13 protein-coding genes and 1 other annotated feature are annotated in these 14,722 nt (G+C 53.4%); of the genes, 8 read left to right on the forward strand and 5 right to left on the reverse strand.

Annotated features, from left to right (window positions below; all coding sequences use genetic code 11):
• Positions 1–107 precede the first annotated feature (107 nt).
• Positions 108–1,775: an energy-dependent translational throttle protein EttA gene (gene ettA / locus JG725_RS13035; RefSeq protein WP_172290808.1), complete on the reverse strand. Its 1,668-nt coding sequence runs from the start codon at positions 1,773–1,775 to the stop codon at positions 108–110.
• A 391-nt stretch (positions 1,776–2,166) separates the two neighbouring features.
• On the opposite strand from ettA, the gene sltY reads away from it, so the two are divergent.
• Both sltY and trpR read left to right on the forward strand, forming a co-directional pair.
• Positions 2,167–4,095 (forward strand): murein transglycosylase, encoded by a 1,929-nt coding sequence (gene sltY, locus JG725_RS13040; protein ID WP_172290807.1) that lies wholly within the window; start codon positions 2,167–2,169, stop codon positions 4,093–4,095.
• Between the two features lie 67 nt (positions 4,096–4,162).
• The gene (trpR, locus tag JG725_RS13045) at positions 4,163–4,504 is read left to right on the forward strand and encodes a trp operon repressor (protein ID WP_172290806.1); all 342 of its coding nucleotides are present in this window, start codon (positions 4,163–4,165) and stop codon (positions 4,502–4,504) included.
• A 59-nt stretch (positions 4,505–4,563) separates the two neighbouring features.
• On the opposite strand, the gene JG725_RS13050 is transcribed toward trpR, so the two are convergent.
• Positions 4,564–5,484, reverse strand: a complete 921-nt coding sequence (locus tag JG725_RS13050; RefSeq protein WP_172290805.1) for a sugar ABC transporter substrate-binding protein — start codon at positions 5,482–5,484, stop codon at positions 4,564–4,566.
• Positions 5,485–5,917: 433 nt separating this feature from the next.
• Between JG725_RS13050 and JG725_RS13055 the strand changes: the two genes are divergently transcribed.
• Positions 5,918–6,937 carry a LacI family DNA-binding transcriptional regulator gene (locus JG725_RS13055; RefSeq protein WP_172290804.1) on the forward strand — a complete coding sequence of 340 codons (1,020 nt, stop codon included), beginning with the start codon at positions 5,918–5,920 and terminating at the stop codon, positions 6,935–6,937.
• Between the two features lie 69 nt (positions 6,938–7,006).
• Here JG725_RS13055 and yjjX read toward each other — a convergent pair whose 3' ends face one another.
• A complete protein-coding gene (gene yjjX, locus JG725_RS13060) occupies positions 7,007–7,543 on the reverse strand; it encodes an inosine/xanthosine triphosphatase (protein ID WP_172290803.1) in 537 nt (178 codons plus the stop codon).
• Between the two features lie 51 nt (positions 7,544–7,594).
• On the opposite strand from yjjX, the gene gpmB reads away from it, so the two are divergent.
• Entirely contained in the window at positions 7,595–8,245 is a 651-nt protein-coding gene (gpmB, locus tag JG725_RS13065; RefSeq protein WP_172290802.1) for a 2,3-diphosphoglycerate-dependent phosphoglycerate mutase GpmB, read from the forward strand.
• Here gpmB and robA read toward each other — a convergent pair.
• Positions 8,234–9,115, reverse strand: a complete 882-nt coding sequence (gene robA, locus JG725_RS13070; RefSeq protein ID WP_172290801.1) for an MDR efflux pump AcrAB transcriptional activator RobA — start codon at positions 9,113–9,115, stop codon at positions 8,234–8,236. The genes gpmB and robA overlap by 12 nt on opposite strands.
• A 179-nt stretch (positions 9,116–9,294) precedes the next feature.
• Here robA and creA point away from each other — a divergent pair, with 179 nt between their 5' ends.
• Positions 9,295–9,783, forward strand: a complete 489-nt coding sequence (creA, locus tag JG725_RS13075) for a protein CreA (protein ID WP_199378370.1) — start codon at positions 9,295–9,297, stop codon at positions 9,781–9,783.
• A 64-nt stretch (positions 9,784–9,847) separates the two neighbouring features.
• On the opposite strand, the gene arcA is transcribed toward creA, so the two are convergent.
• Positions 9,848–10,564 carry a two-component system response regulator ArcA gene (gene arcA, locus JG725_RS13080; RefSeq protein WP_172290799.1) on the reverse strand — a complete coding sequence of 239 codons (717 nt, stop codon included), beginning with the start codon at positions 10,562–10,564 and terminating at the stop codon, positions 9,848–9,850.
• Positions 10,565–11,212: 648 nt separating this feature from the next.
• Here arcA and JG725_RS13085 point away from each other — a divergent pair.
• The 3 genes from JG725_RS13085 to thrA all read left to right on the forward strand — a co-directional run bounded on the left by JG725_RS13085 (position 11,213) and on the right by thrA (position 14,720).
• The gene (locus tag JG725_RS13085; protein WP_172290798.1) at positions 11,213–11,914 is read left to right on the forward strand and encodes a tRNA/rRNA methyltransferase; all 702 of its coding nucleotides are present in this window, start codon (positions 11,213–11,215) and stop codon (positions 11,912–11,914) included.
• Positions 11,915–12,110: 196 nt separating this feature from the next.
• Positions 12,111–12,179 carry a thr operon leader peptide gene (gene thrL / locus JG725_RS20885; RefSeq protein ID WP_172290859.1) on the forward strand — a complete coding sequence of 23 codons (69 nt, stop codon included), beginning with the start codon at positions 12,111–12,113 and terminating at the stop codon, positions 12,177–12,179.
• Positions 12,118–12,233 (forward strand) — a sequence feature (Thr leader region). Its footprint overlaps the gene before it by 62 nt.
• A 27-nt stretch (positions 12,234–12,260) precedes the next feature.
• Entirely contained in the window at positions 12,261–14,720 is a 2,460-nt protein-coding gene (gene thrA / locus JG725_RS13095; protein WP_199378372.1) for a bifunctional aspartate kinase/homoserine dehydrogenase I, read from the forward strand.
• Positions 14,721–14,722: the final 2 nt, after the last annotated feature.

The raw sequence follows: 14,722 nt of genomic DNA on the forward strand, positions 1-14,722 counted from the left end.
TTGCTACTACACAGTTTAGAACAGCGTTCTGTCGAGGAGATAACGCATTTTTGCCTACTCGCGGGGAGGGAGAACAAAAACGGCCCGCGAGCGCGGGCCGGCGGGTATTACTTGGACATCTTTTTGTATTTGATACGGTGTGGTTCTAATGCTTCGGCGCCGAGAGTGCGTTTTTTGTACTCTTCATACTCGGTGAAGTTACCTTCGAAGAATTCCACTTTACCTTCATCCTGATAATCCAGAATGTGGGTGGCGATACGGTCAAGGAACCAGCGGTCGTGCGAGATAACCATGGCGCAGCCGGGAAACTCCAGCAGGGCGTTTTCCAGCGCGCGCAGCGTTTCGATATCCAGGTCGTTGGTGGGTTCGTCGAGCAGCAGCACGTTGCCGCCAACCTGCAACAGTTTCGCCAGATGCAGACGACCACGCTCGCCGCCGGACAGCTCGCCCACGCGTTTGCCCTGATCGACCCCTTTGAAGTTGAAACGGCCCACATAGGCGCGGCTCGGCATCTCGGTGTTGCCGATGCGCATGATATCTTGTCCGCCGGAAACTTCTTCCCACACGGTTTTGCTGTTGTCCATCGCATCGCGGAACTGATCGACCGACGCCAGCTTCACCGTTTCGCCCAGCTCGATGCTGCCGCTATCCGGCTGTTCCTGACCCGACATCATGCGGAACAGTGTTGATTTACCGGCGCCGTTCGGGCCGATGATCCCGACAATCGCCCCTTTCGGTACGGAGAAAGATAATCCGTCGATCAACTGCCGATCGCCATAGGCTTTGCTCAGGTTGACGACGTCGACCACCTTGTCGCCGAGACGCGGACCCGGTGGAATAAACAGTTCGTTGGTTTCGTTACGTTTCTGGTATTCGGTGCTATTCAGTTCTTCAAAGCGAGCCAGACGCGCTTTGCCTTTGGATTGGCGTCCTTTGGCTCCCTGACGAACCCATTCCAGCTCTTTCTCGATAGATTTGCGGCGCGCCGCTTCGGAAGAGGCTTCTTGCGCCAGACGCTGATCTTTCTGCTCCAGCCAGGAAGAGTAGTTGCCTTCCCACGGAATGCCTTCGCCACGGTCCAGTTCCAGAATCCAGCCCGCGACGTTGTCGAGGAAGTAACGGTCGTGGGTGATCGCCACTACCGTGCCCTCGAAGTCGTGCAGGAAGCGTTCCAGCCAGGCCACCGATTCAGCATCCAGGTGGTTGGTGGGTTCGTCGAGCAGCAACATGTCCGGTTTTTCCAGCAGCAGGCGGCACAGCGCGACGCGACGGCGTTCACCACCGGAAAGGTTGGCGATTTTAGCGTCCCATTCCGGCAGCCGCAGGGCATCCGCCGCACGCTCTAACTGGTTGTTCAGGTTATGGCCGTCGTGAGCCTGGATGATCTCTTCCAATTTGCCCTGCTCAGCGGCCAGCTTATCGAAATCGGCGTCCGGGTCGGCGTACAGCGCATACACTTCATCAAGGCGTTTCAGCGCCGTGACCACCTCGGCAACGGCTTCTTCAACCGATTCGCGCACGGTGTGTTCCGGGTTGAGCTTCGGCTCCTGCGGCAGGTAGCCGATTTTAATGCCGGGTTGCGGACGCGCTTCCCCTTCAATGTCTTTATCAATGCCGGCCATAATGCGCAGCAGCGTAGATTTACCGGCCCCGTTCAGGCCCAGTACGCCGATTTTGGCGCCGGGGAAGAAACTGAGGGAGATATTTTTCAGAATATGACGCTTCGGCGGAACGACTTTACCGACGCGATGCATGGTATAAACATATTGAGCCACGTTGCGACTTCGCCTCTTTCTGTTTGTGTTGTTAGTGACACGATGATTTATGCACCCCGCGGTGGTGGGCGCGCCGGGGCTGATTAGCGCAGAGGGCGAACCCTCGCCGGCGGATCGATCGTTCTGATCCCGGAGTGTAGCTGGTTTCGGTGCCCGATCCCAGCTATCCGGCTATTTGCCCTGGTCAGGATGCGGCGTCGATACCTTTATTGGGGAAAAGGCGCGCCTGATTCGGCGTTCGTCCCGATTGGCATGTCGTTGTCTTGTATGATGTGCCACACTTAATCAGGCAAAACAGGGTCATAATGTTTGGCAAGGGCAGTCCGGCGCTATCGATATGTTTACGTCATGTCGCTAGCAGAATCGATAATGGATGAGGTTAACGCAGGTTATGGTTAAAGCGGGTCATTGGTGGTACGCCATTGCGGCGGTATGTCTGGCAGGGGCTTCGGGTCATGTACTGGCGGATTCTCTGGATGAACAGCGTCAGCGCTATCAACAGGTCAGGCAGGCATGGGATAGTAACCAGTTGGACACCGTGGCGCAGCTTATGCCTACGTTACGCGACTATCCGCTTTATCCTTATCTGGAATACCGCGCGTTGACGCAGGATCTGCGTCAGGTCAGCGCGTCGCAGGTTAAACAGTTTATCGCGACGCATCCCACGCTGCCGCCGGCACGAAATCTGAACACCAGTTTTGTTAATGAACTGGCGCGGCGACAGGACTGGCACGGGCTATTGGCTTTCAGCCCGCAGCCGCCGAAACCGGTAGCGGCGCGCTGCAATTTTTATTACGCCCAATGGGCTACCGGGCAGCGCGAGGGCGTATGGGAGGCGACGCGCGATATTTGGCTGACCGGGCGCTCGCTCCCCTCGGCGTGCGACAAGCTGTTTGCCGTCTGGCAACGGGCGGGCGAACAAACGCCGTTGACCACGCTGGAGAGGATGCGTCTGGCGATGAATGAAGGCAGCGCCGGGTTGGTGACCTATCTGGCCAAACAGCTTCCCGACGATTATAAAACCATCAGCGAGGCGCTGGTGACGTTACAAAATGCGCCCGATACGCTGGAAAGTTTCGCCCGCTCGGCGGGGCCGACTGATTTTACCCGTAAGGTTACGCTGTCGGCATTTAGCCGCGTGGCCCGTCAGGACGCCGATAACGCTCGCTCAATGCTGCCGGTGATTGTGCGTCTGCAAAAGATGAGCGCGGCGGAACGTCAGACGATGGAGGAAACCATCGCCTGGCGTCTGATGGGAAACGATACCACTTCAGAACAGGCGAACTGGCGTGATGCCGTGGTGCAGCGCAGCGCTTCGACGACGTTGCTGGAGCGGCGGGTGCGTATGGCGCTGGGCGCCGGGGATCGGCAAGGGCTGGCGACCTGGCTGGCGCGATTACCGGCAGAGGTGCGGCAGAAAGATGAATGGCGTTATTGGCGGGCTGCTTTGCTGCTGGATCAGGGACAACGTCAGGAAGGCGAAGCGCTGCTGCGCGAACTGATGAAAGAACGTGGTTTTTATCCCATGGCGGCGGCGCGCAAGCTGAATGAACCCTATCCGATAACGATAAAAACGGCGGTCAGGCCGGAGCGCGCATTATCACAGTTGCCGGAAGTTGTCCGGGTTCGGGAACTGATGTTCTGGCAGATGGACAATCTGGCGCGCAGCGAGTGGGTCGGCTTGGTCGCCAACAGCAGTCAGCCACAGCAGGAAGCGCTGGCCCGATATGCGTTCGAACAGCGCTGGCCGGATTTAAGCGTGCAGGCCACCATCGTCGGCAAGCTATGGGATCATCTGGAAGAGCGTTTCCCGCTGGCCTGGAACGATGAATTCCTGCGCGCCACTCAGGATAAAGGCATCAGCCAGAGTTATGCGATGGCGATAGCCCGGCAGGAGAGCGCCTGGAATCCGCAGGCCCGTTCGCCGGTCGGGGCCTCGGGGCTAATGCAATTGATGCCGGCGACGGCGCAACAGACGGCGCAGATGAGCAATATCACGGGATACAGCAACAGCAGCCAACTGTTTGACCCACAGACCAACATCCAGTTGGGAACCAGTTATCTGGAGTATGTTTATCAGACGTTCGGCCGCAACCGTATTTTGGCTTCAGCCGCTTATAATGCCGGGCCATCCCGGGTAAATACCTGGTTGAGAAACAGCGCCGGACGTATCGACGCGGTGGCGTTTATCGAGAGTATTCCATTCTCTGAAACGCGCGGATACGTGAAAAATGTTCTGGCTTATGACGTTTTTTATCGTCATTTCCTGCACCAGCCTGCCACGGTGTTGACTGATGAGGAATGGCTGCGGCGTTATTGAGATTACGGATCATTTTTCATAACTTGTGTTATGCTGCTGTACTAGTTAAATAGTATGGCAGCCTGTTATGACCCCGTTATCGCACACCGATCCCGCACTCTCCGAACAGGGCAATGAAGACTGGTTACGCTTTGTGGCGCTATTGCAACAGTCAATCAATGAAGATCTTCAGCAGCCGTTATTGCAGCTATTTCTGACGCCCGATGAACGCGCGGCGCTGGGAACGCGGGTTCGTATTATTCAGGAACTGATGCGTGGTGAAATGAGCCAGCGTGAATTGAAGAATGAGTTAGGGGCCGGGATTGCCACCATTACTCGTGGTTCCAACAGTCTGAAAGTCGCGCCTCCCGCACTGAAAATCTGGCTGGAAGCGCAACTGCTGCCTACGGATAAAGCACAAGAGAAGTAGGAACGTCTACGATGGCCCTCACCATAGACGTTCCCCGGACGACGTTCATTGATGGCGGATTAGTTGGTGTTTTGGGCGAATTGTTGATAATTATCCTTGGTAATCAACTGGTAAGGTATTAATACGTTCTCTTCCACAGGTTCTCCCCGGAGCATTTTCAGCACCGTTTCCACCGCGCCTTCGCCTTGTCCTTTAGCATCCTGAAAGACGCTGATATTCAATCTTCCCTGCTTGATCAGTTCCAGCGCGTCAGGGGTGCCGTCAATCCCCGCGACCAGCACATCTTTGCGTCCCGCCTGCTGTAGCGCCATGATTGCGCCGATGGCCATTTCATCATTATTTGCGGCAATGGCATCAATTTTATCGCCGGATAAGATCCAGTTGGATGTCACATCCACGGCCTCTTTGCGAAAGAACATCGCGCTTTGTTTCTGCACGATGCGGATATCAGGAAACTTCTTGGCGATTTCTTCCACGCCTTTGGTGCGGTAGCGGGTCGCTTCACTGGACAGCGACCCCATCAGTATCGCCAGATTCCCTTTGCCGCCCATCTCTTTTGCCAACGCTTCCATTTGTATCCGGCCGGACAGTTCGGTATCGGATCCCACATAGGCCATATTTTTACCCAGTTGGACTTCCGGGCGCAGGTTGACAAACACCAGCGGGATCCCCGCTCTCTCCGCTTGCTGCATCATCGGTCTGACCGCTTGCGTATCGACCAGATTGAGGATTATGGCGTCCATACCCTGGTTAACAAAATTTTCGACCTGCTGAATTTGGGTCGCCACATCGCCTTTGGCGTCCTCAAACTGTACGGTAACCCCTGTTTCTTGTTTGATACGATTATCGATCGTCTGGCGTATCAACGAACGAAAGTTGTCATCGAAGTAACCCATAGCTACGCCAATGCGGATATCTTTGGCGACAGCGCTGAACGGCAACAGGCAAATCAAGGCGAGAAGTAAGATGATCTTTTTCATAATTGTTTTCCCGTTACTGACCGATAGTTTGTTTTAGTGCCGCAATTGAACTGGTCACCGCCCGGCATTGCGGGGGTGGAATTGATTTTTTACCGTTTAACATAGCGACTCCGTATAGTTGATGGTGTACAAAGCGCCTTTATTTTCCGCAACATCTCTTTTCCTGCACTCGGGTGCAAAAAGCGACGCAACACATCGCAGCGTGTATGTTAAGGAATAATGCCTGAAAGGCTGTTTAACTTTTAATCACAATAAACAAATAAGTAAACGAAAAAAAACAAAACTCTCGAAAGTGGTCACAAAACCGTAACATTAATTGCACCTGGTTGCATTTGTCCGTGCTTGTCATTGTCCGTAGTCTGAGTCAGACTGGTTTCGCTACTATGTTCTATCGTATATCAAAGCGGTTTTTGACGGAGAACGTACTTACTCTATGGAAAATAAAAAGAAGAATAAGCCATACAAGGCAACGGCTCGTGACGTGGCAAAACGGGCGGGCGTCTCTAAGTGGACCGTGTCCCGCGCCTTTACCGAGGGCGCGTCCATTTCCAAAAAAGCGAAAGAAGATGTGTTAAAAGCGGCAAAGGTGCTCGGTTATCGCCCGAACCTGTTGGCGCGCAGCCTGTCGGATAAAAATTCCCATATTATCGGCGTGGTCGCGGACGAGTTTAAGAACCCCAATCTGATGCCGTTGCTGGATGAGGTGACGCAGCAGCTTCAACGCAAGAGGTATATGGCGCTGCTGCTGAATATTACGTCCAAAGCCAATTATGAGGCGGTCATGACCCTTGCCGACCAGCTTCAGGTGGATGGGCTGCTGTTTTTAGGCACTGCGTTGACCGATGACCTGGTTACGCTGGCGCAGGATATTCATCAGATCCCATTGATCCAGCTTTGTCGCAATAACGACAACCCTTATATTCAGGTTGTGAATACAGACGGTTACGCCGCCGGCGGTCAGATTGCCGAACTGCTTCATCAACAGGGGTATACTCATTTTGGTTACATGAAAGGGCCGCAAACCGACACTTGTCCGTTGCTGCGTTTTCAAGGGTATCGCAATAAACTGCAAACGTTGGGCAACACCGTCGACACGGTGCTTGCCGCCAGCGACTATCAGCGGCAATGCGCTTTCGACGTGATGAGTGCGTATTTGTCCCGGACGCCGCCGGAACAGCGTATTGACGCTTTGTTCTGTGAAAACGATATTCTGGCTGTCGGCGCGCTGGACGCATTGCGTCAGGACGTGCGTAATGGACATATCGGGATTGTCGGATTTGACGACATCGAGATGGCCGCTTCGCCATCCTGGGCGTTAACCACCTTTAGCCAACCGCTCAGTTTGCTGGTTAGCGAAGCGATTGAACGTCTCACCGCGGAAAAAGCGCCCGGTGATAATACTTATCTGCCGGGGAAACTGACTATTCGGCGCTCTCATCTTAAACCATTATAAAAAGACGCCGTTCAAGCCACGATGACTGCGGGGCTGACAACCGTGTTCCAGTTCTCTTCCGGGCGGCGGTTAATTGACGATCTGTACCGGCGTTTGATAGATAGCATTATGGAAAGGGACCAACGCCAACAGTAGCGCCTGATGATAAACGCTGGTGCGCGATAGTTTGCCGTCGGTGAAGACGCCAATGGCGCCGCCTTTGTGTTTAATATTCTGGATACCGGTCAATCGCTCCATCTCATCGCCCAGTTCCCGGCCTTCACGGATGCCGTGTAATATACTTTCCGGCAGCACCAGGCTGGCAGAGCGTGATTCACCGCGCAGGTGGGTGTTTTCAATCACCATCCAGGCAAACGTCATGCATTCCTCGATACCGGCTTCAACGCCGACCCAAAAGTCAGCTTCCGGACGCACCTGGCGCGCCATCATCACCCGGTTTCTGGCGCCGGTGCGGGTTTCAAGCGAACCAAGCGGCTGACGCGCAACGCCGCTGTCGACGTCAACACCTTCAATGCGGCAATTCTCTGCCCCAAAGACGTCCGTGAATGCTAAAGTAATAGCCTTGATCTTTGCCGGGTTGGTAGTTGCAGCGACAACGTGATACATAACGGTTTCGTACTCTTTAGTTAATTTGACGCAGTATAACGGAAAACAACCATGTTACAGGTATATCTTGTTCGCCACGGAGAAACAGAATGGAATGTGGCGCGACGTATTCAAGGTCAATCTGACAGTGTGCTAACATCCAAAGGCGAGCGGCAGGCTTATCAGGTTGCCGAACGCATCAAAAAATTAGGCATCACGCATATCTTTACCAGCGATCTGGGGCGGACGCGCCAGACCACGGAAATCATCGCCAGAGTCTGCGTGGATTGTCAGATCGTGCTGGAGCCGGGGCTGCGGGAGTTGGATATGGGGATTCTCGAAGAACGCGATATCGATACGTTGAGCCCGGAAGAGGAAGCATGGCGCAAGCAACTGGTGGACGGTACGCCCGATGGCCGTATCCCTAAAGGGGAGTCAATGGCTGAACTGGCGGCGCGTATGCACGGCGTACTGGCGCGTTGTCTGACGCTGCCGGAAGGTAGCCGGCCGCTGTTGGTCAGTCACGGCATGGCATTAGGGTGTTTGCTCAGTACCATTCTGGGTTTACCCGCCTCCGCCGAACGGCGTTTACGTCTGCGCAACTGTTCCCTGTCACGCATTGATTATCAACACAGTCCGTGGCTGGCCTCGGGATGGGTGGTTGAAACCGCGGGTGATACTTCGCACCTGGATGTGCCGGCCCTGGATGAGTTACAACGATAACGCTGGATTACGGATCGGGATCAGGTATTCACATTGAATGTTGGCCAGCGGTCGGTCTTTTTCACTCATCTGCGGATGGAAACGTTCGGTATCGAACCCTTTGCGACGAATAAGTTTGAACGTTGGCAAACAGGTGTCGTACAGGGTGATGATAAAGTCTTGTAATCCATCCGTCGGGCCTTCATAGACAAACAGCACATAATCCCCGCCGGGGAGGGTGAAGGCGTCTCCTGGCTGCACGCCTTCCGGTAAATGCTGTGGCTCTAGGGCGGTGGTGTAGAAGATCTCATGCTCATCGTCTTTTTCTTTATTGGGGCGAGTGTGATGCAGGCCGTATAGCACCGGTGGAATCGTCTTGGCCTCGCCCAGAAACTGGCGCCAGAAGTGTATGCGGATCTCCGTGCGGAAATTACAAATCTGCTCCAGGCTACAGTTGTAGGTTTGCGTCATTCCCACCAGTTTAGTTTCCGGCAGCGTAACAAATTGCGGCTGCGGCAACGTAAATTCGCCCAACCGGATAGGCGGGCGGATGCCAAAGGTGTTCCAGTCATCGGAACGCCGATAGGATGCCGGTGTTTGTGCAAACTGTTTTTTAAATGCGCGAGTGAAGGTTTGCTGGGAATCGAAGCGGTATTGCAGGGCGATATCAAGGATCGGCCGGCTGGTCAGGCAGAGCGCCACGGCGGCTTTGGTGAGTCGGCGAGCGCGAATGTATGAACCAATGGCATGTCCGGTTACATCCTTGAACATTCTTTGTAAATGCCATTTTGAATAGCCTGCTTTGGCCGCCACATTATCAAGTGATAAAGGCTGGTCGAGATGGCTTTCCAGCCAGTTAAGCAGGTCACGTATTATACTGGCTTGATCCATATATCTTCCTCATCAAACACACTGAGCGCTAAGGGTGGAAAGCCTGCATGATAGCAATTTTTTTACATGGGCACTGCCTAAGATTTTGAGTATGTTTAATGGGCCATGTCGATAGGACATAGAGAGCGCTGCCACTCGCAGATGTTAATAATTGACGAGAATAATCTGAGAATCGGAATATGAATAAAAAGCTCACGATAAGTGCCGGCTTACTGATGTTGTTTGCGGGAGCGGTTCAGGCTGAAGAGGTGGGTTCTGTTGATACGACATTTAAGCTGTTGGGGCCGGACCACAAAATTGTGGTGGAGGCGTTTGACGATCCTGATGTGGCTAACGTGACCTGCTACATCAGCCGGGCGAAAACCGGCGGCATCAAAGGCGGGTTAGGGCTGGCGGAGGACACCGCAGACGCAGCGATTTCTTGCCAGCAGGTCGGGCCGATCGCGCTGAACGACAAAATTAAAAACGGCGGCGATAAAGGGGCGGTGGTATTCCAGAAACGAACGTCGCTGGTGTTCAAAAAATTACAGGTGGTGCGGTTCTACGATCGCAAACGCAATGCCTTAATCTACCTGGCCTATTCCGATCGTTTGGTTGAAGGTTCGCCAAAAAACGCGTTGAGTGCGGTGCCCGTGATGCCATGGGCAAAGCGGGATAGCGCGGAGTAAAGGCAACCGAGCGGGCTGTAGCAACGCAAAAGCCGAAGCAGAAGCCTGCTTCGGCTCAGTGGGATCACTCTTCCAGATCGCCGCAGAAACGATAACCTTCACCGTGGATGGTGGCGATAATTTCAGGCGTATCGGCGGTGGACTCAAAGTGTTTACGGATACGACGGATCGTCACGTCGACCGTACGGTCATGAGGCTTGAGCTCGCGGCCGGTCATTTTCTTCAGCAGTTCCGCGCGGGATTGGATCTTGCCGGGGTTTTCGCAGAAATGCAGCATGGCGCGGAATTCACTGCGCGGCAGTTTGTATTGCTCGCCGGCCGGGCTGATCAGTGAACGGCTGTTGATGTCCAGTTCCCAGCCATTAAAACGATAGCTTTCAACCAAACGACGTTCTTCCGTTCCGCCTCCCAGATTCATGGTGCGCGACAGCAGATTGCGGGCACGGATGGTTAACTCGCGGGGATTGAACGGTTTGGTGATGTAGTCATCGGCGCCAATCTCCAAACCCAGGATCTTGTCCACTTCGTTGTCGCGTCCGGTAAGGAACATCAGAGCGACGCTGGCTTGCTCACGCAGTTCACGCGCTAACAGCAAACCATTTTTGCCTGGCAGATTGATGTCCATAATCACCAGATTAATGTCGTTCTCGGACAAAATGTGATGCATCTCTGCGCCATCGGTGGCTTCGTGAACAAGGTACCCTTCCGCCTCAAAAATACTTTTGAGGGTATTACGAGTTACCAACTCGTCTTCAACAATAAGAATGTGCGGGGTCTGCATGTTTGCTACCTAAAATTGCCAACTGAAATAATAAAAATCGGAAGTACATAAGTCGCTGTTATCATAGGAGTGCCAGAGGTAATCATCACCATCTCACTCAACATTGGACTAAAGTACGTAAATGCGTTCTTGATGCACATTAACCTGCCCAGAGATACGGCAAACAGGCGATAACGGAGTCAGTTTAACAAAGCTCAAAGTGGTGCATAGTTTAACCTTATTAACAGCAACATAACAGTAAGGACGGATTTTGCCTGCGGGTAAATCTACGGTTACGTTGACATATATCAAATTTCATTGTAGCACGTTAACTATTTTGTGAAAAACACTTACAAGATTGCCAGCTTAAGTCACAATTTAGCATTATTTGTGAACGATTCAGCATAGCAAATGCTGATAACAGGGCTTTGAAAGCTTAACGTAAGATGATATTCGTTAATGCATTGAAGTTAAATACATTATTCTATTTTTATCGGCAGTAATCACCGTCAGACAGCTATTTTTTCGTCACGCCGCGTTGATTTTTTGTGGCGGCGCGGCGTCCAATATTTTGTTGTTTTATTGTTAATTTACACAATGATTCATGATTGATTATTCTCCTGACGGAGAGGCGCGCTAGCCGCATTTTTAACCCGGCTGAGGAGGGATATGCAGTTTCATATTATTTTGGTCGAACCCGCGCGGGCCGAGAATGTGGGGGCCGCCGCCAGAGCGATGAAAACGATGGGATTCGGCGAGTTGCGTATTGTCGCAAGTCAGGTTCATCAGCAACCCGCCGCCCGCTGGGTGGCTCACGGTTCGGGCGACGTCCTTGATGCGGTAAAGACGTTCCCCACGCTGGCGGAGGCGTTGGCGGATAGTGATTTTACTATTGCGACCACGGCCCGCAGTCGCGCCAGATTCCGTTATTACTGTACGCCCGCCGAATTGTTGGGCGTGATGCGGGAAAAACAGCGCTGGATAGGAACCGCGGCATTGGTTTTCGGACGTGAAGATTCCGGGCTAACCAATGAAGAGCTTGAACTGGCGGATATTTTAACCGGCGTACCGATGAAGGCGGATTATCCGTCGCTGAATCTTGGTCAGGCGGTGATGGTCTATTGCTATCAACTGGCGGAATTAATGCAGGTCCGACCTGACGAGCACACTCCGCCGCCGTCCGGGCCGTTGTCGGCGTTACGTCAGCGGTTGGATAAGTTGCTCATTAATCTGGCGGTAGAGGATGATGAAAAATTACGCGACTGGATCCATCAGCGGTTGGGGCGGTTAGAGCAACGGGATACCGCCATGCTGCATATGTTGCTGCATGACGTCGAGAAAGCGATATCCAAAGAAGATAGCGGCAAGTGATTTTTTTACAGCAAAAGATGTTGATTTGTTATTTTTGACAAATAATCATCTGGCCTGTTGGTTTTATTACAGTTTATTCGTCCGCGGCGAAAGGTTGTCGCGGCGTATAAAAAAAAGAAATCCATTGACTTCACGGTGCGATTACCCTAACTAATAGGGCAGACCGATATACATTTAACGAGACAAGATTTTTAGCATGCGCAATATCAGCCTAATCATTACGATTATTACCATCACCGGTACAACCAGTAACGGTGCGGGCTGACGCATACAGAAGAATCGAAAAAAGCCCGCACCGAACAGTGCGGGCTTTTTTTATGACAGAAATTCAGGAGAAAAAATAAAAATGCGAGTGTTGAAATTTGGCGGGACTTCAGTAGCAAATGCGGAACGTTTTTTGCGCGTTGCCGACATTATCGAAAGCAATGCGCGTCAGGGACAGGTCGCCGTCGTGCTGTCCGCTCCGGCAAAGATTACCAACCATCTGGTTGCGATGATTGATAAAACCGTCTCCGGACAGGATTTACTGCCTCATCTTAACGACGCTGAGACCATATTCTCCTCTTTGCTGCAAGGCTTGGCGCAGGCGCAGCCGGGGTTTGATCATGCTCGCCTCAAAGTCGTGGTGGATCAGGAACTCGCGCAGTTAAAACAGGTACTGCACGGTATCGCTTTGCTGGGGCAGTGTCCGGACAGCGTGAATGCCTCCATCATCTGCCGCGGCGAAAAACTGTCGATCGCCATTATGGAAGCGGTATTCCAGGCGCGCGGCTATGCGGTTTCGGTGATTAATCCGGTGGAAAAACTGCTGGCTCAGGGCCATTACCTCGAATCCACCGTCGATATCGCCGAGTCAACCCGTCGTATCGCGGAAAGCGCCATCCCGAAAGACCACGTGATCCTGATGGCGGGATTCACCGCTGGCAATGATAAAGGGGAACTGGTGGTGCTGGGCCGTAATGGTTCGGATTACTCGGCCGCGGTGCTGGCCGCCTGTCTGCGCGCCGACTGTTGCGAGATCTGGACGGATGTCGACGGCGTTTATACCTGCGACCCACGTCAGGTGCCGGACGCCAGGCTGCTAAAGTCGATGTCTTATCAGGAGGCGATGGAGTTATCCTATTTTGGCGCCAAAGTCCTCCACCCCCGCACTATCGCTCCCATCGCCCAGTTCCAGATTCCCTGCCTTATCAAAAACACCGAAAATCCTCAGGCTCCCGGCACGTTAATCGGTATGGACAGCTCCGATAGCCAATATCCGGTCAAAGGCATCACCAACCTGAATAATATGGCGATGTTTAATGTCTCCGGCCCCGGTATGAAAGGGATGGTGGGGATGGCGGCCCGGGTATTTGCGGCGATGTCGCGTTCAGGCATCTCCGTCGTCCTGATTACCCAGTCGTCTTCGGAATACAGCATCAGTTTCTGTGTCTCGCAAAATGAACTGGCTCGCGCCAGAAAGACGCTGGAAGACGAATTCTATCTGGAACTGAAAGAAGGCGTTTTGGATCCGCTGGACGTGATGCAGCGTCTGGCCATTATCTCGGTGGTCGGTGACGGCATGCGCACGCTTCGTGGCTTGTCCGCCCGCTTATTCTCCGCGTTGGCGAGCGCCAATATCAACATTGTCGCCATTGCCCAGGGCTCGTCCGAGCGTTCCATTTCGGTGGTGGTGAGCAATGATGTGGCGACGACCGGCGTGCGGGTTGCGCATCAGATGCTGTTCAATACCGATCAGGTGATTGACGTGTTCGTGATCGGCGTGGGCGGCGTGGGCGGCGCGCTGCTGGAGCAGATTCACCGTCAGCAGCCGTGGTTGAAGCAGAAGCATATCGACCTGCGGGTGTGCGGTATCGCCAACTCCAAAGCGTTGCTGACCAACATCAACGGCATTCCGATGGATAGCTGGCGCGAGGAACTGGCGAAAGCCCGTGAACCTTTTAACCTGGGACGGTTGATTCGTCTGGTAAAAGAATATCACCTGCTGAACCCGGTGATTGTGGATTGCACCTCAAGCCAGGCGGTGGCCGATCAGTATGCCGATTTCCTGGCCGACGGTTTCCATGTCGTGACGCCAAACAAGAAGGCGAATACGGGTTCGATGAACTACTATCAGCAGCTGCGCAGCGCGGCGGCGACGTCGCGCCGCCGGTTCTTGTATGACACCAACGTGGGCGCCGGTCTGCCGGTTATCGAAAACCTGCAAAATCTGTTGAACGCCGGTGATGAGTTGCTTCGCTTTACCGGTATTCTGTCTGGTTCGCTGTCCTTTATTTTCGGTAAGCTGGATGAAGGTATGTCGTTGTCTGAAGCTACGCGCCAGGCAAAAGAAAAGGGCTATACCGAGCCGGATCCGCGCGACGATCTGTCGGGTATGGACGTGGCGCGCAAGCTGCTGATCCTGGCGCGTGAAGCGGGATATAAGCTGGAGCTGGAGGATATTGATGTAGAATCCGTCCTGCCGGCCGATTTTGATGCCGCCGGCGATGTCGACAGCTTTATGCGTCGTTTGCCGTCAGTGGATGATGCGTTCGCCAGCCGCATCGCGCAAGCCCGTGATGAAGGCAAAGTGCTGCGTTACATCGGTCTGATTGAAGACGGTCGCTGTAAAGTCCACATTAGCGCAGTGGGGGGAAATGACCCGCTGTTTAAAGTCAAAGATGGCGAAAATGCGCTGGCGTTCTATAGCCGTTATTATCAGCCATTGCCATTGGTATTACGGGGTTACGGGGCGGGTAATGACGTTACCGCCGCGGGCGTATTTGCAGATTTGCTGCGTACCCTGTCATGGAAGTTGGGAGCTTAATT

This window comes from Brenneria sp. L3-3C-1 (genome assembly GCF_016456245.1).
In the GTDB taxonomy this organism is placed as follows: Bacteria; Pseudomonadota; Gammaproteobacteria; order Enterobacterales; family Enterobacteriaceae; genus Brenneria.